Raw genomic sequence first — 24,345 nt, forward strand, 5'->3', positions numbered from 1 at the left:
GACATGGCAACACGTGACACGCAATACAAGGCCGCGACGGCGCAGACGCTCGACCGGCAATCCGACTTCAATGCGCTGCTGACGAAGGAATTCAAGCCGAAGACCGAGCAGGCGCGCGAGGCCGTCGAGAACGCGGTCAAGACCCTTGCGGAGCAGGCGCTGGCCAATGCCGTGACGATGTCTGACGATGCTTACAAGAGCATTGAGGCCATCATCGGCGAGATTGACCGCAAGCTGTCCGAGCAGATCAACCTCATCCTGCACCACGAGGACTTCCAGAAGCTGGAAAGCGCCTGGCGCGGGCTCCACCACCTGGTTACCAATACCGAGACCGACGAGAAGCTCCGCATCCGCTTCATGGATATCTCGAAGGAAGAGCTGCGCCGCACGATGAAGCGGTTCAAGGGCGTGGCGTGGGATCAGAGCTCCCTGTTCAAGCAGATTTACGAGGAAGAGTACGGGCAGCTCGGCGGCGAGCCTTACGGCTGCCTGGTGGCTGACTACTACTTCGACCACACGCCAGCCGACGTCGACCTGCTCGGCTCGATGGCAAAGGTGGCTGCGGCCGCGCATGCGCCATTCATCAGCGGTGCCTCGCCGTCAGTGCTCCAAATGGATTCGTGGCAGGAGCTCGCCAACCCGCGCGACCTGACCAAGATCTTCACGCAAAACCTCGAATATGCACCGTGGAATTCGCTGCGGTCCTCGGAGGATTCGCGCTACATCGGCCTGGCCATGCCGCGCTTCCTGTCCCGTCTGCCGTACGGTGTGCGCACCAATCCGGTAGATGAATTCAATTTCGAGGAAGAAACCGACGGTTCCGATCACCAGAAGTACGCGTGGTCGAACGCCGCCTACGCGATGGCAGTGAATATCAACCGCTCGTTCAAGCGCTACGGTTGGTGCACCCTGATTCGCGGCGTGGAAAGCGGTGGCGTGGTCGAGAACCTGCCCTGCCATACCTTCCCGACCGACGATGGCGGCGTGGACATGAAGTGCCCGACCGAGATCGCTATTTCGGATCGCCGTGAAGCCGAGTTGTCGAAGAACGGCTTCATGCCGCTGATTCACCGCAAGAATACCGATTACGCGGCGTTCATCGGCGCGCAGTCGCTGCAGAAGCCTGCCGAGTACTACGACCCGGACGCCACGGCCAACGCCAACCTGTCGGCGCGCCTGCCCTACCTGTTCGCTTGCTCGCGCTTTGCCCATTACCTCAAGTGCATCGTGCGCGACAAGGTCGGCTCGTTCAAGGAGCGCGAGGAAATGGAGCAATGGCTCAACGAATGGATCATGAACTACGTTGACGCCGACCCGACAAATTCGAGCCAGGAAACCAAGGCGCGCCGTCCGCTGGCCGCTGCGGAGGTGGTGGTCGAGGATGTCGAGGGCAATCCCGGTTACTACCAGGCCAAGTTCTTCCTGCGTCCGCATTTCCAGCTCGAGGGCCTGACGGTATCGCTGCGACTCGTCGCGAAACTGCCGCTGGTGAAGGCTGCCGCCTGAGCATCGTGGCGCGGCGTACGTCGCGCCTGCGAACGCTACTCCGAGTCAGGGCGGGGGCTCGTCAAACAAGCCCGCCATGGGTAAGTCATATCTACTGAACAAGGAAATTCTCACTATGGCACAAGACATCTTCCTGAAGATCAACGGCATCGATGGCGAGTCCGAGGATAGCGTCCACAAGAGCGAGATCGAGGTGTTGAGCTGGTCGTGGAGCGTCAGCCAGCAATCGAACATGCACGCCGGCTCTGGCGGTGGCGCTGGCAAGGCCACTGTCGATGACCTGCAGTTCGAGCACTATATCGACCGTGCCAGCCCGAATCTCGTGCAGTACTGCCTGCTGGGCAAGCATATCGACGAGGCTCGTCTGGTGGTGCGCAAGGCCGGCGGCAGCCCGCTCGAGTACATCAAGTTCACGATGAACGACCTGCTGGTGACGCAGGTGAGCCCTTCTGGCCTTAGCTCCGACGAAGCTCGTCCGCGCGAGATCGTGCGTCTGTCGTTCTCCCGCCTGAAGCAGGAATACGTGGTGCAGAACGCGCAGGGCGGCAGCGGCGGCGTGATCACCGCAACGTTCGACGTCAAGAAGAACACGGCCTGACCCTCCTGGTTGTCGTGCAATCCGGTTGCGATTCGGCGGCCGGATTGCACTGCGTGCAGCCAAACCGAATCGAACATGTCCATGCGCTTTGATCTGACCCCCACCGGATTGGCCGGCACCCGCGCCACTCGGTGGATGGCGATCGGGTGGTTGTTGCTGATGGTGTGCCTGGTCTTGCAAGGATGCAGCACTGCACCGACGCGGAAAGAGCCGTTGCAGTTGAAGCTCCTGATCGAGACGAGCGGGAACCTGAATAGCGATGAACAAGGCCGCGCTGCGCCGGTGATGGTGCGCGTCTACGAACTGAAGTCCGCTGCGGCGTTCGATAGCGCCGACTTCTTTACGCTTCAGAACGAAGACAAGAAGGTGCTTGCCGCCGACCTGCTTGCTGTCGACGAGTTCATCATGCGGCCCGGCACCGACGAGCGTATCGAACGCAAATCCAATCCGGCCACAACAGCGATTGGCGTGCTGGTTGGTTACCGCGAACTAGGCAAGTCCGTATGGCGCGCCACGTGGCGCCTGCCCGAGGCACCCGATGCAGCCTGGTACCGCGCGGTGGTGCCCGACAGGACTGTCGCCCTGAAGATCGAGGCACGCGGTCAAGCTGTTTCGATTACTGAGGTCAACTGATTGCCATGAGCTATCACAATAAGATCGTCTGGAGTGAAGGACTATTCCTGCGCCCTCAGCTGTTTCAGCAGCAAGAGCGCTATCTCGAGTATGTCGCACAGCGGTGTGTGACAACGCTTAGTCCGTTCTCATGGGGATTCAGCCAGTATGAGATCGATCAGAGTGCATTGTCCTTCGGCAAGCTGGCGATCAAACGCGGATCGGGAATCTTTCCCGATGGCACACCGTTCGACACGCCAACGGAGGCGCCACCGCCACCGCCGCTGACGATCACTCCCGAGCATCTCGGCCAGTTGATCTACCTCGCCGTGCCGCTACGCCTTGCCAACACCGAGGAGACGATCTTCGAGGAGCAGGCGGGGTCGCTGGCGCGGTATCTTGCCTTTGACGAAGCGCTACGCGATGCAAATGCGATCGGCCAAGGTCCGAAGCCGGTCCAGATGGCTAACCTGCGGCTGCGGCTGTTGCCTGAGAAGGAACTGAGCCAGTCCTGGATCGGCATCGCCGTAGCGCGCATCCAGAGCTTGCAGCCCGACGGTTCGGTCATCCTCCATGAGCGCGACCATATCCCGCCCGTTGTGCACTTTGGCGCCAACGCCTTGTTGCGAGAATGGGTGACGCAGCTGCATGGCCTGGCGAAGCTACGCGCCGATGCGTTGGCGAACCGGCTGTCAGGCAGCCATGGGCGCACGGGTGCCGTAGCCGAAGTCGCCGACTATCTGCTGTTGCAGGTGCTCAACCGCCATGAGCCGTTGCTCGAACACATCGGGCAGATCGGCGAGACCTCGCCCGTCGAGCTCTACCGCGCGCTGCTCTTGCTGTCCGGCGACCTCGCGACCTTTGTGCGTCCGCAGACGCGGCGGCCCGAGCTTGCGCCGGGCTACGACCATGCGCGACTCTTTGAGAGCCTGTATCCGCTAGTAACCGAGGTCCATCACCTGCTGAACCAGGTGCTGATACGTGGCGCGCAACCGATTCCGCTCGTGGAGCAGCCGCATGGCATTCGCCTTGCGACAATGCTGCCCGCTGAGTTGGCCAGTTTCGAGACGCTTGTGCTTGCCGTGGGTGCGCAGATGTCGCCAGACGTCCTGCAACAACAGTTCGCCGCACAGGCCAAGATCAGCCAGCCTCAGCGCCTGCCGGAACTGATCCGTTCGCACCTGCCGGGGCTCCAGATGCTGGCGCTTCCCGTGCCGCCGCGCCAGATTCCGTTCAATGCGAATTACGTCTACTTCGAGCTGTCCCGAACCGGCGTGTTCTGGGACCAGATCGCTCAGCAGGGTGCCCTGGCGATGCATATCGCCGGCAGTTTCCCCGAGCTGAAGCTGGAACTGTGGGGAGTGCGTCATAAGTGAGCGCCGGAAATCTTGAATCGTCGGACGACTTCGCGTTTCTCACGGAGGGTGGCGTGACTGACGTGCAGACGGCATCGGGCGCAAAAGTGGCGGTGCCGCGCGATGGTACGTCGCCGGTGGAGGCCGAAGTGCTGTTCGCGTTCGATCCGCCGGTGGACGCCGAACGGCGGCTCGAGACGGTGCAGCTAGCCAGGAATCCGCTCATGGAAGCGGCGAGCCCGTTACTGCGGTTGCTGGCCGACATGCCAGCGACGATGGCATCGCAGGAAGAGATCCGCGCGCTGCGCCTGCTGCTCGCGCGCGAAGTGGACCATTTCCAGACCCTCTGTGAGCGTGCCAACCTCCACTGGACGCATATGGCGGCGGTGCGCTACTGCCTGTGCACGGCGCTCGACGAAGCCGCAAACCGTACACGATGGGGCGGCGGCGGTGCCTGGGCGCGTAACAGCCTGCTGATTGCGTTCGAAGGCGAGAACGACGGTGGTGAGAAGGTATTCCTGCTGATCGGCCGGATGGCTGCTGATCCGCAAACCTACATCGACGTGCTGGAGATCCTGTACCGCATCCTTGGCCTGGGTTTCGAGGGCCGGTACAGCGTGATCGAGGATGGCCGGCGTCATCTGGAGCAGGTGCGGCATCGCCTTGCCGCGCTGGTCGCCGGCGCCCGCGACGCAGTGCCGGTCGAACTCTCCCCACGCTGGAAGCCCGCCGAGGCGGGGCGCCTGCGCGCATTGCGCGGCGTTCCGCCATGGAGCCTGGCCGCAGTGGCCGCGGTGATCGTGTTCGGCTTGTTCGCCTGGTACAAATATCAGTTGCTCACGGCCGGCAGCGCGCTAAATGCGCGCATCCATAGCATTCCGCGTGGATCAGTGCAGGCTCCGGCGCGGCTCCGCCTCTCGATCCTGCTCAAGGACGAGGTCACGCGCGGCCTCGTGAGCGTGGATGAGGACGAGCGACGCAGCCTGGTCATCTTCAAGGGCGATTCGATGTTTGCCTCCGGCAAGAACGAAGTTCGTGCAGACATGTACCCGACCCTCGAGAAGGTGGCGAAAGAGGTGGCCCGCGTGGGCGGCCAGGTCGTCGTCACCGGCCATACCGACAGCCTGCCGATCCGTTCGCGGGACTTTGCGAGCAACGAGCAGTTGTCCGAGAAGCGCGCGGCCTTTGTCGCGAAGATTCTGGAGTCGGGCGGTACGCCCGCGAATCGTATCGCGGTGCATGGCCGTGGCGATGCGCAACCCGTGGCCAGCAATGGCACGGCGGAAGGACGTTCCCGCAACCGGCGCGTGGAAGTCATGGTGACGCAGTAGCGCGGAAGCAGCATGCATAACTTGAAGACCTTCTTCTCTCCCCTGTTCTCGAAGGCGATGCTGGCATTCCTCGCCATCGTGGCGCTGGGGCTCGCCGTCTGGTTCCTCGGCCCCTGGCTCGCGTTCGGTGCCCATCATCCTCTTGGCGATCTGTCATTACGGGTGACGGCCATCGTAATGCTGGTCGCGCTGTACGTATGCTGGCTGCGTAGCTGGCCGTATAGCCCGCTCGCCGTGGCCGCCCTGTGCGTGCTGCTGTGGCATCTCGGCCCGCTCCTCGCATTCGGCGAGGTTCGTCCACTGGCCTCCTACGGCACGCGCACAATCTGCATCGTGCTGATCGTCATTGCCTATGGGGTTTACGGCGCCTGGCGTCTGTGGGGCGCATTGCGCAACAACGAGGCCCTAGTCAAGCGCATCTTCGGCTCGTCCGATGACGCGGCCGCGCGGCCGCGCGATGAACTGCACGTGCTTGGCGCCATTGTCGGCAAGGCTGTCCAGCATATCCGGCGTATTCACGGGCACGGGCTTGGCCTGAAGCGGTACTTCGAAAGTGACCGCCAGCTCTACGACCTGCCGTGGTTCATGATGCTGGGCACCCCGGAGGCGGGCAAGACCATTGCCGCCCTGAATTCCGGGCTCGAGTTCCCGGAGGCGGACCAGATGAATGCCGTCTCGCTGAAGGCGCCGGAAGGGACGACCTACTGCGACTGGTGGTTTACCAATGAGGCGGTTCTGATTGATACGGCCGGCCGGTATGCCGATCATCGCGCCGGTGAGACGGAGGACCCCGAGCGCAACAAGACGGAGTGGATGGGCTTCCTGGGCCTGCTGCGCAAGCACCGGCCGCGCGCGCCCGTCAATGGCGTGGTGCTGGCACTCAGCGCCTCGGAGTTGTTGGGTAAGTCGGCCGATGAGCGGATCGCTCTCGCGGCCACGCTGCGCACCCGGCTGACCGAGCTACGCAAGGAACTCGGGATTCGCTTCCCGGTGTATGTGCTCGTGACCAAGGTCGATGTGCTGCCAGGCTTCAGCGAGTACTTCCAGTCACTGACGGCGGAAGGGCGTGCCCAGGTATGGGGCATCGCGGTCTCCGCTCCGGAAGACGGTGCGGCACGTCGTGTCAATGATCTGCGCGAACGGTGCGTCGAGGAAGTCGGGGTGCTTGTCGACCGCCTGGAGGCGGGCGTCAACAATCGACTGATCGAGGAGTACGAGACCGAACGTCGCAAGCGTCTCTACGCGCTGCCGGCGGAATTCGGCTGCCTGGCCGGTGTGGTGCTCGATGTGGTGTCGCTCGTATTCATGGACTCACGCTACGACAGCACGCAGATCGACAGTGCCCTGCGCGGCGTGTACTTCTCGAGCGCAATGCAGTCGGACGTAGCGATTGCCGCCGACAAGACCACGCTGCTCCAGCGGCTGCGCGGCGGCGGGGTCCGCTCGGTGCCCAGTGAAACCGGAGCGGAGGCGGAGGCCTCGCGTGCCGCGGGCGCCGAGATTTCCGGCTATCGCAGCTACTTCCTGCACAACCTGTTCCAGCAGGTGATCGTGCCGGAAGCACACCTGGTTCGGCCGAACCAGCGCTGGGAACTCCGCTTCCGGGCGATGCGCGCAGCGAGCTATCTGGCGTCAGTCGTGGTGTGTGGTTGGCTGGTCTATGCGCTCACCACGAGTTTTGAGAATAATCACGCTTATCTGACAGCCATCGAGGCGAAGGTGACCGCGCTTGACGAACGGGTCAAGGGCTATCGCAAGCGGCGCGAGCCGACGGCCTTGCCCGGCATGCTGAATGCGTCGGCAGATTTGCCGCACCTCGGGCAGCTCGATCTCGCCAATCCTGGCTTGGACTATCGGTACGGGCTCTACGCCGCACCCCCCGTCATGGATGCCTCGGGGAGCACCTACGCCATCCTGTTGCGCCAGATGCTGCTGCCGCATGTCGTACGGCGTCTGGAGGATTCGCTCGATGCGCGAATGGAGGCTGGTGACCCCGATGGCGTCTATAGCGCCCTGACGGCCTACCTGATGCTGTACGACAGGAAACACTTCGACGCCGCAGTGTTCAAGGCGTGGGTGCTCAAGGACTGGGAGCAGTCGGACAGCAGCGCAGCGTTCGGCGAGCCCCATCGGATGCGCCAGCACCTTCAGGCGCTGTTCGATGGCGACGACCTGTCGCCGAGCACGCCACAAAACGCGTTGCTCGTGGACCGCGCGCGTCGCTACCTGAGCAGCAACCCGGCGCCGCGACGGCTCTATGAACGAGCCATGGCGGAGATGGCCAAGGAGGCGCCCGAGCCGATCACCCTGGCGCGCGCTGCGGGGTTGCAGGCCGGTTCGGTGCTGACGCTCGCGGACAGCGCGCTGCTCGAGCAGGGCGTGCCCGGCCTCTACACATACGATGGTTACCACAAGGTATTCGCGCGGCGGCTGGCGCACTTCCTTGTCAAGGCTCAGCCTGCGGATGCCTGGATCATGGGGCGTACTGAGTTGCAGGCGAAGGCTGGCTACGGCCAGGACGTCGCCACGCTGATGGCCAGTTCGCCGCTGGCGGAGGACATCCGCCGTCAATACCTGATTGACTACGCCAACTACTGGCAGCGTTTCCTGGAAAGCGTGCGGCCCGCGATGCCGGACGCGGCGGAGCAGGGTGGTTCAACGGTGCTCGATCTTCAGATCCTGCGCATTCTGTCTTCAGCGGATTCCCCGCTGGCACGACTGGCCCGTACGGCAATACGCGAGACATCGCTGTCGGTCGCGGATGACGAGGATGATGGCGTCAATACCGCGCAGAAGGTCGTCACGGCCTCTGGCATGTCCGCGCGGCTCCATACGGTGACACGGGCTGCCAGTGCTGCGTCCGCGCTTGGCGGCACGAACCGGCTGCGCCGCGTGGAGCGCGATCTGGTCGACAACCGTTTTGCAGCGCTGCGCGAAGTGGTGACCGGGCACGCCGATTCGGGTGCCGGCACGACACCCGCCAGCGCGCCAGTGGCGGCGGCCGGTTCCGGTGGCAATGCGCTCCAGCTGGGCGGCATCATGGCGCTGCTGGGTGAGCAGTACACCCGGCTTTCCGTGGCGGGCGCCGCGCTTGCGGCGAACAGTATGCCGCCGGCGGTCGACATCGGCACGATGCTGCAACTGGAAGCCGAGAAGCTCCCCGCGCCATTCCGCGCCGTGCTGGCCGGCATATCGGTCCAGGTGACGCAGAAGGTCAACGCGGGCGTTGGCACGCTGCTGGCATCCCAACTCGAATCATCGGTCGGTGCGGCGTGCCGCCGGGCGATTGCGGGCAAGTATCCGTTCGTGGCAGGGGCGAGCCAGGATGTGGACATTGAAGACTTCCACCACATCTTCGCGGCCGATGGCCTGCTGGATGCCTTCTTCACCCGGACGCTCGCGCCGAACGTGGATACCAGTTCGCGGCCCTGGCGCTACAAGGCGCTCAGCCCGGGCATGCCGCCCGTCCACGGGCCGAGCCTGGAGCCGTTCGAACGGGCTGCGGCCATCCGCGAGACGTTCTTCCGCGAATCGGGCGGGAAGCGCATGGCGTGGAAGGTCGACGCCCGGGTGGCCAATCTCGACCCCGAGATTCTGGAACTCTCGCTCGACATCGACGGCCAGCAGATTCGCTATGCACATGGCCCGGTCGTGACATTCCAGCTCGGATGGCCGGGCCCACGCGGCGGGGCGGTGGCCGGCATGTCGGCCAGCCCGAAGATCCGGCCCGACACGTCGACGATCGTGACATCGGGTCCGTGGGCGCTGTTCCGGCTGATCGACCGAGGGCGGCCAGTTGGCACGGCCTCGGCCAGCCGCATGGTCGTGGATTTTACATTCGACGACCGCCATGCCGCACTGGAACTCGTGACGGGCGGGCACGCGAATGCGTTGTCCGGCCAGCTTCTCAGGGGTTTCGCCTGCCCGAAAGGCGCGTAGCGCCGGCCGTGCCGACGACGATGGAAACAGACTGGTGATTGCAATAGGGAAGAAATGGCTACTGAATTCTTGAACGGCGTTGCCTCGCAGAATCGTACCGTGGCGATCCGCAGCGCCGCCATGCCCAAGGTGGCCGGCTTGCCGGCCCTCGAGTTCCTGCAGGTCCATGGCACGGAGCGGCTTGGCCGATTGTTTGAGTACGAGGTGCAGTTGCGCACGCCGGACGACTACCAGCTGCCGCTGGCGGCGAGCGCGAACCTTGACCTGAAGGCATTGGTCGGCAAGGAGATGACGCTCTCGATCCAGATCGACGGAAGCGGGAAGGCGCCCAGCGAGCAGGCGGGGCGCGGCACGCGCGAGATCAGCGGGCTCGTGGTCTCGGCCGGTTACCTGCGCCAGGAGGGACGCTACAACGTTTATCGCGTGGTGTTGCGGCCCTGGCTGTGGCTGGCCACGCTGACCAACGACTTCAAGATATATCAGGACAAGACCGTACTCGAGATCATCGACGACGTTCTGGCTGACTATCCCTACCCGGTGGATAAGCGGCTCGACGTGGGCAAATACGCGCTGACGAGCGAATCCGAGCGCAACGACCCGCGCAAGTTCCAGGTCCAGTATGGCGAGACGGACTTCAACTTCATCCAGCGGCTGATGGAGGAATGGGGCATCTACTGGTTCTTCGAGCATTCGGACGGCAAACACCGGCTTGTGCTGTGCGACCACATCGGTGCGCACCGCCGCGTGCGCAGCGAGTCCTATCACCAGATCGAATACCACCCGAACGACGACAAGATCGACATCGAACACATCGCGGCGTTCTCCGTGCATGAGGCGCTGCGTACCGGCCGCGTGGAAGTGGACGACTACGACTTCACACGCTCGCGGGCGAGGCTGCTGCAAGCCAATCAGCAGCCTCGCCGCACGACATGGGCCGACCGGGACGTGTTCGAATGGCCGAGTGACTTTACTGACGCGCGTCATGGCGACATGATCAGTCGTGTCCGCATGGAAGAGGCCCGCGCGGAAGGTGTGCGCGCGTTCGGCCATGGGAACGTTCGTGGCGTGGCTTGCGGCGAGACCTTCGTGCTCGCCCGTCATGCGCACCGTGGGGCGAACCGCGAGTATCTCGTGGTGGAATCGACAATGATGCTGACGGAGGTTGCCGACGAGTCGGGCGCCGGTTATCAGTACCAATGCCGGAACGAGCTTGAGGTGCAGCCCACCAGCGAGGTGTTCCGCATGCCCCGCACGACGGCCAAACCCAATACCCACGGTCCGCAATCGGCCATCGTGGTCGGCCCGCCGGGCTCCACGGTCTGGACTGACGAATTCGGCCGCATCAAGGTGCGTTTCCTTTGGGACCGCTACGCGCGCAACGACGAGTCGGACTCATGCTGGGTGCGCGTGGTGCAGGCCTGGGCCGGCGCCAAGTTCGGCAGCATCTATATCCCGCGCGTCGGCCATGAGGTGATTATCAATTTCATGAATGGCGACCCGGATCGGCCGCTGGTCACTGGCAGTCTCTATAACAATGCGACGCAGCCGCCCTGGGACCTGCCCGCCAGCGCCACCAAGAGCGGCTTCAAAAGCCAGACGCCAGGTGGCGGGCCGGACAACTACAACGGCGTCCGGTTCGAGGACAAGGCCGGCATGGAGGAGTTCTACCAGCAGGCCGAGCGCGACATGGTCAGCCTGACGAAGCGGAACGAGACGAAAACCGTCGGTATGGACCTGGCGATGGGCGTGGGTGCCAACTTCAACCTTGGCGTTGGCGCACTGTATGCCACCAACGTGGCGGGCGGATCGGTCCATACCGTCGGCGCTGCCTATTCCATGAGCATCGGTGGCATATCGGCGGTCAACGTGGCCTTGGCATCGACCTATTCGGTGGGCGGCGCCTATCTGGTGAGCATCGGCAAGGCGATGGCCGTCAGTGCCGGTTCGGCCTTGTCGCTGACCTGCGGGGAATCGTCGCTGTCGATGGCCAGCGACGGAACGATCAAGCTCGTGGGCAACAAGATTGTCATCCAGGGCACGCAACTGGACTTGAACCCGGGCGACGGCAAGAAGAAGAGCGGCGGCGGAGGCGATGGCGGTGGCTTCTTCGCAATCGGGCTGGCCGCACCTTCGATGCCGATCGTCGTGCCCATGCTTGGCGTTGGCGCCCGCGCCAATGCCAAGCAGATACCGGGACCGCCGGGGCCGAGTGGCGCAACGGGGGCGACTGGAGCAACGGGGGGAACTGGCGTAACTGGGGCAACCGGCGTAACCGGGGCAACAGGGCCAACCGGGCCAACCGGGCCAACCGGGCCAACCGGGCCAACCGGGCCAACGGGGTCGACAGGGCCAACCGGGTCGACAGGGCCAACCGGGTCGACAGGGCCAACCGGGTCGACAGGGCTAACGGGGTCGACAGGGCCAACCGGGTCGACAGGGCCAACTGGCGCGACTGGACCAACCGGATCGACAGGGCCAACCGGGCCGACTGGGCCAACCGGACCGACGCCACCGTCGCCGACGCCCACCCCGCCCCCACCGACGCCGACGCCGACGCCGCCGATTCCGACGCCGACGCCAACGACGCCAGAGCCATAACGGCGGAAGGCGAGAACCTGCTCGCCCCGGTGACATCCGTCACCGGGCCATCACTCGATTCTGAAAGGAAGCACATATGGGAACGCCAGCTGCGCGATTGGGTGACGCGATCGGCCACGGAGGGTCGATCACGTCGGGATCCGGCAATGTCTTTATCAACGGGGTGCCCGCCGCTATCGCGTGCGGGAGCAGTTGTTCGTGCTCGCTGCACGGAGGCGGATCATTGGCGAAAGGCTCGTCCACGGTATTCATCAATAACATGCCGGCCTCCATGGTCGGCGGCGTGTCCGGCTGCGGCGCGCCAGTCGCGAATGGCTCCCCTAACGTATTCGTCGGGGGTTGAGGGCGGACATGTCGGCCATCAGTGAACTGGGCAGCCTGCTCGACCTGCTCCGGGCGAAGGAACTCGATGCCGTGGCAACGCGTCCTTTTGCCGGGCGATTCCATGGTCACGAAGCGGAGATGGCGGCGCGGTACGGTGTTCGTCGCGCGCTGTCCGGCCTGCTGTGGGGCGAGATCGATGTCCTGTCTGGCGACAAGATCTGCCTCCCGGCGCACGAGACGGATTTCACGCTGCCGGCGCGCCTGCCGCTGCGCTGGTCGCGCTTCTATTCCGGCGCACTGGCCGCGGAAGGGGCGCTGGGCGTCGGCTGGCGCGTGCGTTGGGAGGCGACGCTGCACCGGCAGGGCGATCGGCTGATCTACGCCGATGAGCACGGGCGCACGATCGACGTGCCCGATCCGCAGCCTGGCACGCGCGTGACAGTGCTGTCCGAACGGCTGCACCTGGCGTGCCTGTCGGACGGCACGATGGTCGTGGCCGATTTCACGCCGTGCTATCGCGTCTTCGAGAAGTTCGACGCGCAAGGCATCGCGCGGCTGAAGTACATCGAGGACTATGCCGGCGAACGCATCGGCTGCATCCGGGATGCCTCGGGACGCTTGGACCGGCTTGGCAGCACGTGCGGTGACGTCTTGCAGATGCACTATGCCGGCGACAGCCGGCGCCTGTCCGCCATCGAGCGTGTAGGGACAGGGCCTGCCGGCATGCTCGTGCACTATCACTACGATGATGACGAACGGCTCGCGCGGGTCGAGGACCGCACGGGTGCCACGACCCGGCGTTACGGCTACCGCGGCGGGCGCATGGTCGAGCAAGTCGGCGCTCTCGGCGGCGTGACACGCTACGTATGGGAGGCCGATGGAGACCGCGCGCGTGTGGTCGAGCGCAGCACCGATGCCGGGGCACGCGAACAGTTCACATACGACACTGCATCGCGCACCTGCGACGTCACCGATGTGTTCGGGCACACGGCGCGCTGGCGCTACGACGCGCGCGGTTGCGTGGTCGGCTTCCGTGACTTCGATCGCCGGCAGTATGCGTTCCAGTACAGCCGCTCGCACTGGCCAGTCGCGCTGGAACTGCCGGGTGAGCGTCGGATCGTGCTCACACTGGACAACCTCTCGCGCGTGGTCAAGGAGACCGATTCCGCCGGCCGATGGCGCCAGACCCACTACACCTTCAGCACGCTCGAGCCGCTGATGGTGAAAGATTCCGCCGGCCAGAACTGGTCGTGGATTCGCGATGACAGCCTCCAGCCGACGCAGCACAATACGCCGGAAGGCAAAGTGGCCACGGTGTACGACGCGCACGGCTGGATCGTCCGTCGCACCGGCGCCGACGGTGCAACGGTTCAATTCGAGCGGGACGCCGCCGGTCGGGTGCTCCGGCAGACCGATGCGGAGGGCCGTACCTTCGACCTGACCTATGGCGCGGACAACCGAGTCACCGCGCTGTGCGACGCGGCGGGCGGCATCACACGCTTCGCATGCAACGGCCACGGTTGGCCGCTCCAGCTGACGCGCGCCGATGGCAGCGATGAGCGTCATGACTGGAATGCGCTCGGTCAGCGCACCCAGTATGTCGGCGCCGACGGCCAGGGCCGGGCGTGGGAGCGCGATGGGCGCGGTCGTGTCCTGCGCGAGATCAACGAAGAGGGGCACGCAATCGCGCATGCCTACGACGCGCACGGCCGGCGCGTGCGCACCACGAGCGGCAATGGGGCGGTCCAGACGTTCGAATGGGATGCCGTGGGCCGTCCGAGCCGGTCGACCGACGAGAACGGCGTAACGCAGGACTTCACCTACACGGACAGCGGCGCGCTCGCCACGCTGACAGCGAGTGCCGGCGGGCAGGTGCGGCGCGAGGTGTACTCGTACGATCCCCTTGGCCGTCTCGTGGGGCGCGACACCACGCACAGTCGGTATCGGTTCGACTATGCCGCCGACGGTCATCTCCAGGCCGTGTCGCGCACGCCCACCGCTGAGGGCGAGGCGCTGGGGATCGTCGAGGCAGCCGTCCGCTACACGCATGACGAGATGGGCAAGCCCTTGTCCGAGGAAGGCCCGCACAGCAAGCTCCGCTTTGGCTACGATGACGCCGGTCGCCTGATTGGGGTGCTGCTGCCCCAACAGCAGACCGTGCAGATCACGCGCGACGACACGGGGGTGGTGACGTTGATCGGGATCGACGGCCAGCACGTCGCGGAGTTTGCTTTCGACCCCATGCAGCGCGAAGTGGTTCGCATGCAGGGCGACCTGCTGACCTATACGGGCTACGACGCCATCGGCGCGCCGCTGTGGTGGCGCGCGGTGCTGCACAGCGAGACCGCCGAGCGCGAGATCGTGCCGGAAGATCTTCGGCTCTGGCGCGCGGTCAGTTACGGCGCTGGCGGCAAGGTAGTACAGACCGTCGATCACCGATATGGCACCACCCACCTCGACTATGACCGCAGCGGCAACCTGCTGCGGCGCGTGACCGACGATCTCGGCATTGAACGCTTCAGCTGGGACGGCGCGGGCACGCAGTTAGACCCATCGCGGAGCCTGGTGGGTCCGGTGCGGCGTGACAATCACCGGCTGACCGAATTTGCGGGCTGGCGGTATGAGTACGACGCGTGGGGGCAGGTCATAGCGAAGTCAGGCAATCGCGACGCAATGGCACTGGAATGGGACGCCGAAGGCCACCTGATTGCCGTGCGCGTGCGCGACCGGCTCGTGCGCTACCAGTACGACGCGCTGGGCCGTTGCATCGAGCGGACTGTGACGGTCCGGCAGGCGCCGGGCCGCGCGTTGCCAGCCACGCCGCCGCGCATCACGCGCTTCGTCTGGCACGACGACACCTTGCGGCAGATACTCGAGGCAGACCGCGTACGGACCTATCTCTATGTGCCGGCGGGGCAAGGCTCTGGCGGCGACGTGCCCTTGACCTGCATCGACCAGCCGCTCGATGCTGCCGGCCAGCCCGGGGCCATGCGGTTCCTGCATTACCAGACCGACGTCGCCGGCACCGCCGTGGCGTTGACCGACGAGGCGGGCGCGGAGGTCTGGTCTGGCCGCTACACGGCGCTGGGCCGGCTGCTGGCCCAAGATGGCCCGGCAGTCGCCGGCGGGCAGCCGCTGCGGCTCGCGGGCCAGTTCGCCGATGACGAAACCGGGCTGCATTGGCACGGCCGGCGTGTCTATGACCCCGACATCGGCCGCTACCTGAGCCCGGACCGTCGCGGCGGCGATGGCGTCAACCCCTATGCGTACCGGGCACCCACGGCGAAGCCGGCGCCAGCGCCGCACGCGCAAGGGCCGGCCATGGCGGACGACTACTGGACCGTGGCGGATACCGCGCGGCGGCACGCCATGATCGCCTCCGGCGCGGAGAAGGACTGGGGATGACCCACTATTGGGGAGGCAATCTCCTGCTCCATCTCGCCCAGCCGCTGTTTCGCATCCTCGATGAACTGTCGCCGGAGCTGAAGTCGATGGCGCGGATGGAATGGCTCAAGCGCGAGTCCCGCAAACAGCTCGTCCACCTGCGGCGGGCGGGCAACGCGGTGGACCTGCCGGTCGACGCTGTGCAGGCGGTGCACTACTGCTTCTGCACCGCGCTGGATCAGGCGGGCAGTCGTGTGCAGGGCGCATCGGGCAGTTGCCGGGGCGTATGGCTGCAGGACAGCCTGCTGCGCGAGTACTACGGCAGCGCCGATACCGGGCAGCAATGCCGGACGTGGATCCTGCGCTTGCGTGAAGCGCCGGACATGGGCACGCACGCACTGGCGGTGATCGCGGCGCTGGTCGCCCGGGGGCTGCGGGACGAGCACGGCGCGCCATTGCCAGACACCGCGCCGCGCGTCCGGCCGGCGCTCGTACCGGCAGAGGCGGAGGAGACGATGCCGGCTTCGGTCGCCGACCCGGAGCGGCGCCGCCGCACGATGCCATGGCGAGGAATTGCCGTGGTGCTCGTTGCGCTGGCGCTGTCGCTCTCGCTCGCGCACTTCATCGTCGGGCTGTTCGTGGTCGGATGATGCCTCGGGTACACTGCCGGCTGGCCTCGCGCGCGCTGCCGGCGCCAATTTCCAAACACACTGACACGACAGATTCCCATGAAGACTCTTTCCCTGATTCTTGCCGCCGTCACGCTCGCTGGCGCAGGCGTTGCCCAGGCCGCCGCACCAGCTTCCGAGACGCTGCCGTCCGGCGTGGTGATCCAGCACGTGACCAAGGGCACGGGCGCCTCGCCCAAGGCTTCCGATACCGTCAAGGTCCACTACCGTGGCACGCTGACCGATGGCACGGAATTCGACAGCTCGTACAAGCGCGGCCAGCCGATCTCGTTCCCGCTGAATCGCGTGATTCCGTGCTGGACCGAGGGCGTGCAGAAGATGCAAGTGGGCGGCAAGGCCAAGCTGACCTGCCCGTCGGCCAGCGCCTATGGCGCACGCGGCGTGCCGGGTACGATCCCGCCGAACGCCACGCTGAACTTCGAAGTGGAACTGCTCGGCATCGGCGGCTGATCAGGTCGCCTGATCAGGTCACCGAAGCCGGTTTCAGCGCCGCGAGCTTTTTGTAGAACGCGGCGCGGCTGATGCCGATCCGCGTGGCGGCGTCGGCCACCCGGCCGCCGCAGGCGTCCAGCGCCTGTTGCAGGAAGGCGGCCTCGAAGCCGGCCATCGCCGCCGCGTAGGTTTGCGGCGGGGGTTCGGGTGCCGTCGGCACAACCGTCGTCACCTTCGCCGGCGCGACGGGGGCTTCCAGGCTCGCTGGTACGCTTGACGGCAGGGTCGCCGGCAAGCGGCGGTCCAGCAGCGGGGCGAGAGTGGTCGCGTCGATCGAATCCTCGTCGCACAGCATCACGACACGCTCCAGCACGTTGTGCAACTCGCGCACGTTGCCGGGCCAGTCATATTCCCCAAGCAGTTGCAACGCGTCCTGGCGCAGCCCGGGCGGGTTGCGATCGGCCTTGATGCACAGTTCCTCGATGATCGCGTTGGCCAGCAGCAGCAGGTCGGCCCGCCGCTCGCGCAGTGGCGGCAGTTCGATCGTCAGGACGTTGAGCCGGTAGTAGAGATCGGCGCGGAACTTGCCCGCCGCGACCAGCGCCGGCAGGTCGGCCGACGTGGCCGCGATGATCCGCACATCGGCGCGCACGATGCGGTTGGAGCCGAGCGGCTCGAATTCCTTGTCCTGCAACGCCCGGAGCAGCTTGCTCTGGAGCATCAGCGGCATGTCCCCCACCTCGTCGAGCAGCAGCGTGCCGCCGTCCGCCAGTTCGAACTTGCCGATGCGGCCCTTGCGGTCCACGCCCGTGTAGGCGCCCGGCGCCGCGCCGAAGAACTCGACCTCCAGCAGCGTCTCGGGAATGGCCGCCACGTTCACGGTGACAAGAGGCTGCTCGGCGCGCGTAGAGCCGGCGTGGATACCATGCGCGAGCAACTCCTTGCCAGTGCCCGTCTCGCCAAGCAGCAGCACCGGCGACTCCACGCGCGCCGCGCGCCGGGCCTGGCGCTTGACCTCCTGCGCCGCCGGGCTGGTGCCGATGAAGCTGGCGAAGGTGTACTTCGCGCGGCGGGCCTGGTCGAGCGAGCGGCGCGCTGCGGCCAGCTCGGCCTGTACGCGCGAGTAGTGCGCGAACAGCGGCGTCAGCGACTTCAGTTCGTCGAACAGCGCGAAGCCCACCGCGCCGATCGTGCGCCCATCGTCGTCCTTGATCGGCAGGCGCGTGACGATCATCGTGTCGCTGTCCGTCTCCAGGATGTCGAGCAGGATCGGCTTGCCGGTGGTCACCACCTCGCGCATCAGGCTGTTGGGAATCACCTGCTCGCAGTCGCGGCCGATGGCCTCCTGCGGGTTCGAAAACCCGAAGCGCGCCGCGTAGCGCTTGTTGATCCAGACCACGCGCGCGTGGTCGTCCACGACGAACGTGCCTTCGCTGAAATTCTCGAACGTGCGGAACAGCGAGGCCATGGCGCGACGCGCCACGTAGTCGTAGTCCAGCAGCAGGGCACCGCCCGGCTCCGCTATTTTCTGCATGCTGCCGATGTCGTTGTCTCGATGGGGAGACGGCGAGTGTCTCACAAGCGAGATTTGCATGCGTCGATAGCAGGTTTGAATCCATGAATCGAGACAAAAACGCCAATAAGTGATGTATTCGCCTCGTATGGCGTATGGCACACATCCTGCGAACTCAAGCCGCCCCCCATGCCTGACAAGCCAGGGGCAATCCGCGCGCGACGGCTCTTCCATGGCCGCTCAGCAGCGTCGGTTCAAGAACAAATTCTGGAGACCTCATGTCTTTTGTCGTGGTGATCGCCGCCCTGGCGTTCCTGATGTTTGCCGCCTATCGCGGCTACAGCGTCATCCTGTTTGCACCCCTGGCGGCGCTTGGCGCCGTACTGTTGACCGATCCGTCCGCCGTGGCGCCGGTGTTCACGGGCATCTTCATGGAGAAGATGGTCGGGTTCGTGAAGCTCTATTTCCCGGTGTTCCTGCTCGGCGCGGTGTTCGGCAAGGTGATCGAACTGTCCGGCTTTTCCGAGTCCATCGTCGCCGCGGCCATCCGCTATATCGGGCGCTCGCGGGCCAATGCAGTGATCGTGGCGGTCTGCGCGTTGCTGACCTATGGCGGCGTGTCGCTGTTCGTGGTGGTCTTCGCCGTCTACCCGTTCGCGGCCGAACTCTATCGCCAGAGCAACATCCCCAAGCGGCTGATGCCGGGGGCGATCGCGCTGGGCGCGTTCTCGTTCACGATGGATTCGCTGCCGGGCACGCCGCAGATCCAGAACATCATCCCGTCGAACTTCTTCAACACCACGGCGTGGGCCGCCCCGATCCTCGGCGTGATCGGCTCGCTGTTCATCATCGCGGTGGGCCTGAGCTACCTCGAGTGGCGCCGCCGTTCGGCTGCTGCGCGGGGGGAGGGCTACGGCACCAACCTGCTCAACGAGCCGCAGCGCGTGGAAGGCGGCAAGCTGCCGCCGCCGCTGCTGGCCATCCTGCCGCTGCTCGTGGTGGGTGTGTCGAATTTCTGGCTGACGCGGATGATCCCGCTCTGGTATGGGCCGGCCAACAGCGTGTCGCTGCCGGGCCTGGCCAAGCCGATCGAGACCAAGGTGGCGAGCGTCACGGCCATCTGGGCGGTCGAGGGCGCGCTGCTGCTGGGCATCGTGGTGGTGCTCGTCACCGCGTTCGGCGCCGTGCGGGAGCGTTTTGCCGAAGGCACCAAGGGCGCCGTCGGGGGCGCGCTGCTGGCATCGATGAACACGGCATCGGAGTACGGCTTCGGCGGTGTGATCGCCGCGCTGCCGGGTTTCCTCGTGGTTAGCGATGCGCTGCGCAGCATTCCCAACCCGCTGGTCAACGCGGCCATCTCGGTCAGCACACTGGCCGGTATCACCGGCTCGGCCTCGGGCGGCATGAGCATCGCGCTGGCTGCAATGTCCGACGCCTTCATCCATGGTGCGCAGGCCGCCCAGATTCCGCTGGAAGTGCTGCACCGCGTGGTGTCGATGGCCAGCGGCGGCATGGACACGCTGCCGCACAACGGCGCCGTGATCACGCTACTGGCGGTTACGGGCCTCACGCACCGCGAGTCGTACCGCGATATCTTCGCCATCACCGTGATCAAGACGCTGGCGGTGTTCTTCGTCATCGCGGTGTACTACATGACCGGCCTGGTCTGAGCGAGGCGCGATCATGAACAATCTGACCCATTTGCAAGGCAAGACCGCCCTGGTGACCGGCTCGACGAGCGGCATCGGGCTGGGCATTGCACAGGCGCTGGCCGAGGCTGGCGCCAATATCGTCCTGAACGGTTTCGGCGAAGTGGACGCCGCGCTGGCCAGCCTCGCGGCGACCGGCGTGCAGGCCATCCACCATCCGGCCGACATGCGCAAGCCCGACGAGATCGCGGCGATGGTGGCCGCGGCGCAGGCGCGCTTTGGCGGCGTGGATGTGCTGGTGAACAACGCTGGCATCCAGCACGTGGCACCAGTGGAGGCGTTCCCGGCGGAGAAGTGGGACGACATCCTCGCCATCAACCTGACTTCCAGCTTCCATACGATTCGCCACGCGCTGCCCGGCATGCGTGCACGGAACTGGGGTCGCATCGTCAATATCGCGTCCGTGCACGGGCTGGTGGGCTCGGCGGGCAAGTCGGCCTACGTGGCGGCCAAGCACGGGCTGGTGGGCCTGACCAAGGTCACCGCGCTCGAGACGGCCGGTACCGGCGTCACGTGCAATGCGATCTGCCCGGGCTTCGTGCTGACGCCGCTGGTGGCGCAGCAGATTGCGGATATCGCGGCGCGGGATGGCATCTCGGCCGAGGCGGCGCAGGCCCGGCTGCTGGCGGACAAGCAGCCGTCCGGGCAGTTCGTCACGCCGCGCCAGTTGGGCGGGATCGTGACGATGCTGTGCTCGCCGCTGGGCGACGAAGTGCGTGGCGCCGCCTGGGCGGCGGACGGCGGCTGGACTGCCCAATAAGGGGGCAAAAAGCGGTCAAAAAGCGGGCGGCGGTGGCCGTGAGGGCGCTCGCGCCCTTGCTGCGCCGCGCCAGTGCTTTACAACAATTCACGTGCGAATGCCATGGCGCTTTGGCGCCCATCGGGATAGGCTTAACCTTGGCACGTGCGTCCTGGACGCGCGATCTTCCACATTCCGTCAGGAGGCATCGATGAAGTCGATCACCATGGTATTGGCCATTGCAACGTTGGTTCCGGGCGTCGTGCTCGCGGCAGGTCCGGCGAATCCCGCCGATCGCTACGACTACAACATGCGGACCACGAACAAGGACGGCTATGTGCCGGATCCGGCTCGTGCCACCAACAAGGATGGCTACGTACCTGATACCGCGCGCGCTGGCGACAAGTTCGATCCGTACACCCAGGGTGCCAAGAGCACGGGGTCGGCGCTGACCGACACCAAGAGCACCACGAAGAAGTCCACCAAGGCGCCCAAGAAGGCGCCGGCCGAAGCCGCGAAGTAACGGCTTGCACGTCAGATGAAAACGGCCCGCCGAGTGCGGGCCGTTTGTTTTTTGGCGGGACGTCGATCCTCAGGCCAGCCGAGCCTCGATGCGCGAGACCAGCCCTTCCATCCAGCCCCGCAGCGCAGTATCGATCATCACGCACGGAAGACTGCCCGCCAGCACCTGGTAGACCTTGCCGCGCGGGACTTTGGAGACGCGCGCCGGATCGAGCCAGGCGTCGTTGTCCACCAGCAACAGCAGCGTTTCCAGCCCGATCAGGATCGGCCAGATGCAGGCCAGCCGCAGCCGCACGGCCGTGCGCGGGATGGCCAGCGTGTAGGCGATGGCTTCGCGGAAATGGTCGAGCGCCACGCGCACGCCCTCCGCCAGCATCGGCCGGGCACGGCGGCTGTTGGCCGGGTCCAGCAGATCCGCCGGCGACAGCCCGTGCCGGCCCAGCAACTCAGTCGGCAGGTAGCAGCGCCCGATGCGCAGGTCCTTGCCGCAGTCGCGCAGCACGTTGACCATCTGCAGCGCCTTGCCGAAGCGCACGCCCCGGCGCAGCATCAGTTCGGCCGGCGCCTGCAGCGTGCCCGGCTGATGCCGGTAGGTCATCGTGGTCCAGAACTCGCCCACGCAGCCGGCCACCAGATAGGTATACCGGTCGAGATCGGCCATGGTGGCCAGTGCCGCGACCTGCCCGGAGCCTTCGTCCGGGAAGGTGCGCAGGTCGAATTCCATGCCTTCGGTCAGCGTGGTCACGATGCCGCGCACGGCGGTGCGGTCGGCCTCGGGCAACTGGTCGAGCACGTCCAGCGCCGGGCCGATCGACTCCAGCAGCACCTTTTCGTCCGACAGGCTTTGCTGGCTGGCGACCTCGGCGGCCAGCCGGCGGACCAGTTCGCCCCCGTCATCGGCACCGTTCACGCGGGCGCGCAGCCCCAGCAGCAGGTCCAGCCGCTGCGGCGGGGGAATCAGCGCGGTATCGGCGATGGTGTCCGCCGCGCGGGCCAGCAGGTAGGCGAGCCCCACGGGGTCGCGCATGCCGGCGGGCAGGATGCGCAGCGTCAGGTAGAACGAGCGGGACACCCCCTTCAGCAGCGGGCCGAGCAGGAAAACCCGGTCAGGAATTGGCATAAAACGGCATAAAGCGGTGGAGGCGGGATGAGCGGGCCGAATGGGCCCGGATGCGGCGCAGGCGCATTGTAGCCGCCCGGGCCACACCAGGATGGCGTCGGCGTGGCGCGCGCACCACGTCAACACGGCGCCACACCACCCGCAAAGCCAGCGCCGGCGCGGCAGTCCCCATCAATGGGGCGTGCACCATACATGTGCGCGTGGCTGTCATCACGTGGTCATGGCAATGTCACGCCGATCCGCGCATAATTTTCGGCATCTGGGCTCTAGGAACTGCGTTGATGCAAGTCACGATTCGAACCACGACGATTCCCGGATCGCCCGACAGGGCGGCGGTGCACCGGGCGGCCGTCTACCCTAACACCGAGGAAGACGCCTCGCCGCTGATGGTCAGCGCCTGGACACAACGTGAGCCGGAAGCCTTTCTGGCCGCGCAACGCTGGGCGATCAGCCAGGCGTACCACATCTCCAATCCGCGCACGGGAACGTTCTACGGCGGCCGCTCGGCCCGCTGATGTCCAGGGCGCCGAAGCCTTAGGCTGCTCTCCAGGTTTCGCCAGGCGGAATGGCGTGCCGTAGTTCGCACGATTTATTGCATTCCTGCGAATACCGAGCGAACCGCGCGCGTAAAATGGCCGGCTGCCCCCCGACAGCCACGAGTCATCGCGTTGCATCGCCCTCATATTTCGACTTTCCCCGAGGAAAGCCCCAGCACGACCCCCGACGCCACGACCCGGCGCGGCATCACGTTTCTCACGTTCGCCTTCATCCTGAGCCAGTTCTATCGCAGCTGCCTCGCGGTGATCGCGCCTGAACTCCAGCACGACTTCCAACTGTCGCCCGCGGGCTACGGGGCCCTGTCGTCGTGCTTTTTCCTGGCTTTCGCGGTGGCGCAGATTCCGGTCGGGCTGGCGTTCGACCGTTTCGGCGTGGGCCGCCCCACGGCGTGGCTGCTCGGCGTGGGCGCGGTGTCCGGCGTCGCGTTCGCGGCGGCGCCCAACGCCACGGTCGCCATGCTCGCCCAGATGGGCCTCGGTCTGGCCTGCGCGCCGGTCTTCATGGGGTTGCTCCACTACGCGTCCGAGCAACTCTCGGAAAAACAGTACATGCGCGTGGTCAGCCGATCCAACGCGCTGGGGATGGTTGGCGCGCTGTGCGCCACGGCCCCGCTGGGCTGGGCCTCGCAGCATGTGGGCTGGCGGCCGGCGATGGGGCTCTCGGCCATTTGCATGGCGGCCGTCTGCTACGGCGTCTGGCGCGTGGTGCGCGACGAAGGCCACGCCGAGGCACGCAATGTGCCGATGGGCGCGATGCTGACCGATAGCGCGCGGCTGCTCGGCATGGGCTCGCTGTGGCTGCTGATTCCGATGTGCGTGGCGATGGCCGCCGGCACGGCGTTCCGGAATGCCTGGAGCGGGCCGTATCTGGCCGATGTCTACCATCTCAACGCGGGCACGCGCGGCGTGGCGCTGACGCTGTTGAGCCTGGCGGGCTTCCTGACCGCCTTCCTGCTGCCGGTGCTGGTGCGCGGCACGTCCCTGAAGGCGACCATCTTCGGCTGGGGCGCCCTGTCGATGGTGGGCGGGCTGCTGCTGTGGGCCTGGCCGGACAGCGGGATCGTGTCCGGCGTGGGCCTGATGGCGCTGGTGTCGACCATCGGCATGTTGCATCCGCTGGTTATGGCCCAGGGCCGCGCGCTGATTCCGGCGCCGTCGCGCGGGCGCGGGCTGGGCGTGCTCAATACCTTTGTCTTCCTTGGTTCCGCGCTGACCTCTTGGGGCTTCGGGCTGATCGCCAATGTCGGCCACACGCGCCAATGGGCGGAAGGCGATACCTACGGCGCGATTTTTCTCACGGCGGCCGTACTGGTAGCGCTGGCGCTGGTGCCGTACGCCTTCAGCCGGACCTCGGTCGCGGCCCAGCCGCGCTAGAACCCGACAGGACCGCGCTGCGTTCCGCGATGTGGGATGTCCT

18 protein-coding genes are annotated in these 24,345 nt (G+C 65.9%); 16 read left to right on the plus strand and 2 right to left on the minus strand.

Annotated features, from left to right (window positions below):
• The first annotated feature begins 3 nt into the window (after positions 1-3).
• From tssC to AC1DP9_RS12070, 11 genes are all read left to right on the plus strand, one after another.
• Entirely contained in the window at positions 4-1,506 is a 1,503-nt protein-coding gene (gene tssC / locus AC1DP9_RS12020; protein WP_092293792.1) for a type VI secretion system contractile sheath large subunit, read from the plus strand.
• 115 nt (positions 1,507-1,621) lie between these two features.
• Complete coding sequence (locus tag AC1DP9_RS12025) at positions 1,622-2,104, plus strand: Hcp family type VI secretion system effector (protein WP_092293790.1); 483 nt, start codon at positions 1,622-1,624, stop codon at positions 2,102-2,104.
• A gap of 75 nt (positions 2,105-2,179) precedes the next feature.
• Complete coding sequence (tssJ, locus tag AC1DP9_RS12030; RefSeq protein ID WP_477107450.1) at positions 2,180-2,737, plus strand: type VI secretion system lipoprotein TssJ; 558 nt, start codon at positions 2,180-2,182, stop codon at positions 2,735-2,737.
• A 5-nt stretch (positions 2,738-2,742) separates the two neighbouring features.
• The gene (tssK, locus tag AC1DP9_RS12035; protein ID WP_441591284.1) at positions 2,743-4,092 is read left to right on the plus strand and encodes a type VI secretion system baseplate subunit TssK; all 1,350 of its coding nucleotides are present in this window, start codon (positions 2,743-2,745) and stop codon (positions 4,090-4,092) included.
• The gene (gene tssL, locus AC1DP9_RS12040; protein WP_369823411.1) at positions 4,089-5,402 is read left to right on the plus strand and encodes a type VI secretion system protein TssL, long form; all 1,314 of its coding nucleotides are present in this window, start codon (positions 4,089-4,091) and stop codon (positions 5,400-5,402) included. The genes tssK and tssL overlap by 4 nt, the downstream gene beginning before the upstream one ends.
• 12 nt (positions 5,403-5,414) lie before the next feature.
• The gene (tssM, locus tag AC1DP9_RS12045) at positions 5,415-9,341 is read left to right on the plus strand and encodes a type VI secretion system membrane subunit TssM (protein WP_477107451.1); all 3,927 of its coding nucleotides are present in this window, start codon (positions 5,415-5,417) and stop codon (positions 9,339-9,341) included.
• Between the two features lie 54 nt (positions 9,342-9,395).
• Complete coding sequence (locus AC1DP9_RS12050; RefSeq protein ID WP_477107452.1) at positions 9,396-11,939, plus strand: type VI secretion system Vgr family protein; 2,544 nt, start codon at positions 9,396-9,398, stop codon at positions 11,937-11,939.
• Positions 11,940-12,015: 76 nt separating this feature from the next.
• Positions 12,016-12,282: a PAAR domain-containing protein gene (locus AC1DP9_RS12055; RefSeq protein ID WP_092293783.1), complete on the plus strand. Its 267-nt coding sequence runs from the start codon at positions 12,016-12,018 to the stop codon at positions 12,280-12,282.
• 8 nt (positions 12,283-12,290) lie between these two features.
• Entirely contained in the window at positions 12,291-15,668 is a 3,378-nt protein-coding gene (locus tag AC1DP9_RS12060) for a DUF6531 domain-containing protein (protein WP_477107453.1), read from the plus strand.
• Positions 15,665-16,297, plus strand: coding sequence for a DotU family type IV/VI secretion system protein (locus AC1DP9_RS12065; RefSeq protein ID WP_477107454.1), 633 nt, complete (start codon positions 15,665-15,667; stop codon positions 16,295-16,297). The genes AC1DP9_RS12060 and AC1DP9_RS12065 overlap by 4 nt, the downstream gene beginning before the upstream one ends.
• Positions 16,298-16,375: 78 nt before the next feature.
• A complete protein-coding gene (locus tag AC1DP9_RS12070; protein WP_092293777.1) occupies positions 16,376-16,786 on the plus strand; it encodes an FKBP-type peptidyl-prolyl cis-trans isomerase in 411 nt (136 codons plus the stop codon).
• 13 nt (positions 16,787-16,799) lie between these two features.
• Here the strand turns inward: AC1DP9_RS12070 and AC1DP9_RS12075 are convergent, their stop codons facing one another.
• Positions 16,800-18,302: a sigma-54 interaction domain-containing protein gene (locus AC1DP9_RS12075; RefSeq protein ID WP_092293775.1), complete on the minus strand. Its 1,503-nt coding sequence runs from the start codon at positions 18,300-18,302 to the stop codon at positions 16,800-16,802.
• Positions 18,303-18,559: 257 nt separating this feature from the next.
• On the opposite strand from AC1DP9_RS12075, the gene AC1DP9_RS12080 reads away from it, so the two are divergent.
• The 3 genes from AC1DP9_RS12080 to AC1DP9_RS12090 all read left to right on the plus strand — a co-directional run bounded on the left by AC1DP9_RS12080 (position 18,560) and on the right by AC1DP9_RS12090 (position 21,252).
• Positions 18,560-19,951 (plus strand): GntP family permease, encoded by a 1,392-nt coding sequence (locus AC1DP9_RS12080; protein WP_092293773.1) that lies wholly within the window; start codon positions 18,560-18,562, stop codon positions 19,949-19,951.
• Positions 19,952-19,973: 22 nt separating this feature from the next.
• Positions 19,974-20,750, plus strand: a complete 777-nt coding sequence (locus tag AC1DP9_RS12085) for a 3-hydroxybutyrate dehydrogenase (RefSeq protein ID WP_477107498.1) — start codon at positions 19,974-19,976, stop codon at positions 20,748-20,750.
• Positions 20,751-20,940: 190 nt separating this feature from the next.
• Positions 20,941-21,252: a hypothetical protein gene (locus AC1DP9_RS12090; RefSeq protein WP_092293769.1), complete on the plus strand. Its 312-nt coding sequence runs from the start codon at positions 20,941-20,943 to the stop codon at positions 21,250-21,252.
• 69 nt (positions 21,253-21,321) lie between these two features.
• Here the strand turns inward: AC1DP9_RS12090 and AC1DP9_RS12095 are convergent, their stop codons facing one another.
• Positions 21,322-22,371: a phytoene/squalene synthase family protein gene (locus AC1DP9_RS12095; RefSeq protein WP_477107455.1), complete on the minus strand. Its 1,050-nt coding sequence runs from the start codon at positions 22,369-22,371 to the stop codon at positions 21,322-21,324.
• Between the two features lie 281 nt (positions 22,372-22,652).
• Between AC1DP9_RS12095 and AC1DP9_RS12100 the strand changes: the two genes are divergently transcribed.
• Together AC1DP9_RS12100 and AC1DP9_RS12105 are read left to right on the plus strand one after the other, a co-directional pair.
• Entirely contained in the window at positions 22,653-22,886 is a 234-nt protein-coding gene (locus AC1DP9_RS12100; RefSeq protein ID WP_092293765.1) for a CDP-diacylglycerol pyrophosphatase, read from the plus strand.
• A gap of 153 nt (positions 22,887-23,039) precedes the next feature.
• A complete protein-coding gene (locus AC1DP9_RS12105; RefSeq protein ID WP_441644559.1) occupies positions 23,040-24,302 on the plus strand; it encodes an MFS transporter in 1,263 nt (420 codons plus the stop codon).
• Positions 24,303-24,345: the final 43 nt, after the last annotated feature.

It is taken from the genome of Cupriavidus sp. 01L43 (genome assembly GCF_056399925.1).

What these genes read in the sequence shown, in the direction of transcription:
- tssM (WP_477107451.1), top strand. Translation starts at nt 5,415, where the DNA reads ATGCATAACTTGAAGACCTTCTTCTCTCCCCTGTTCTCGAAGGCGATG.
- AC1DP9_RS12075 (WP_092293775.1), bottom strand. Translation starts at nt 18,302, where the DNA reads ATGCAGAAAATAGCGGAGCCGGGCGGTGCCCTGCTGCTGGACTACGAC.
- AC1DP9_RS12095 (WP_477107455.1), bottom strand. Translation starts at nt 22,371, where the DNA reads ATGCCAATTCCTGACCGGGTTTTCCTGCTCGGCCCGCTGCTGAAGGGG.
- AC1DP9_RS12055 (WP_092293783.1), top strand. Translation starts at nt 12,016, where the DNA reads ATGGGAACGCCAGCTGCGCGATTGGGTGACGCGATCGGCCACGGAGGG.
- AC1DP9_RS12050 (WP_477107452.1), top strand. Translation starts at nt 9,396, where the DNA reads ATGGCTACTGAATTCTTGAACGGCGTTGCCTCGCAGAATCGTACCGTG.
- tssK (WP_441591284.1), top strand. Translation starts at nt 2,743, where the DNA reads ATGAGCTATCACAATAAGATCGTCTGGAGTGAAGGACTATTCCTGCGC.
- AC1DP9_RS12070 (WP_092293777.1), top strand. Translation starts at nt 16,376, where the DNA reads ATGAAGACTCTTTCCCTGATTCTTGCCGCCGTCACGCTCGCTGGCGCA.
- AC1DP9_RS12025 (WP_092293790.1), top strand. Translation starts at nt 1,622, where the DNA reads ATGGCACAAGACATCTTCCTGAAGATCAACGGCATCGATGGCGAGTCC.
- tssC (WP_092293792.1), top strand. Translation starts at nt 4, where the DNA reads ATGGCAACACGTGACACGCAATACAAGGCCGCGACGGCGCAGACGCTC.
- AC1DP9_RS12065 (WP_477107454.1), top strand. Translation starts at nt 15,665, where the DNA reads ATGACCCACTATTGGGGAGGCAATCTCCTGCTCCATCTCGCCCAGCCG.
- AC1DP9_RS12090 (WP_092293769.1), top strand. Translation starts at nt 20,941, where the DNA reads ATGAAGTCGATCACCATGGTATTGGCCATTGCAACGTTGGTTCCGGGC.
- AC1DP9_RS12080 (WP_092293773.1), top strand. Translation starts at nt 18,560, where the DNA reads ATGTCTTTTGTCGTGGTGATCGCCGCCCTGGCGTTCCTGATGTTTGCC.
- tssJ (WP_477107450.1), top strand. Translation starts at nt 2,180, where the DNA reads ATGTCCATGCGCTTTGATCTGACCCCCACCGGATTGGCCGGCACCCGC.
- AC1DP9_RS12100 (WP_092293765.1), top strand. Translation starts at nt 22,653, where the DNA reads ATGCAAGTCACGATTCGAACCACGACGATTCCCGGATCGCCCGACAGG.
- AC1DP9_RS12060 (WP_477107453.1), top strand. Translation starts at nt 12,291, where the DNA reads ATGTCGGCCATCAGTGAACTGGGCAGCCTGCTCGACCTGCTCCGGGCG.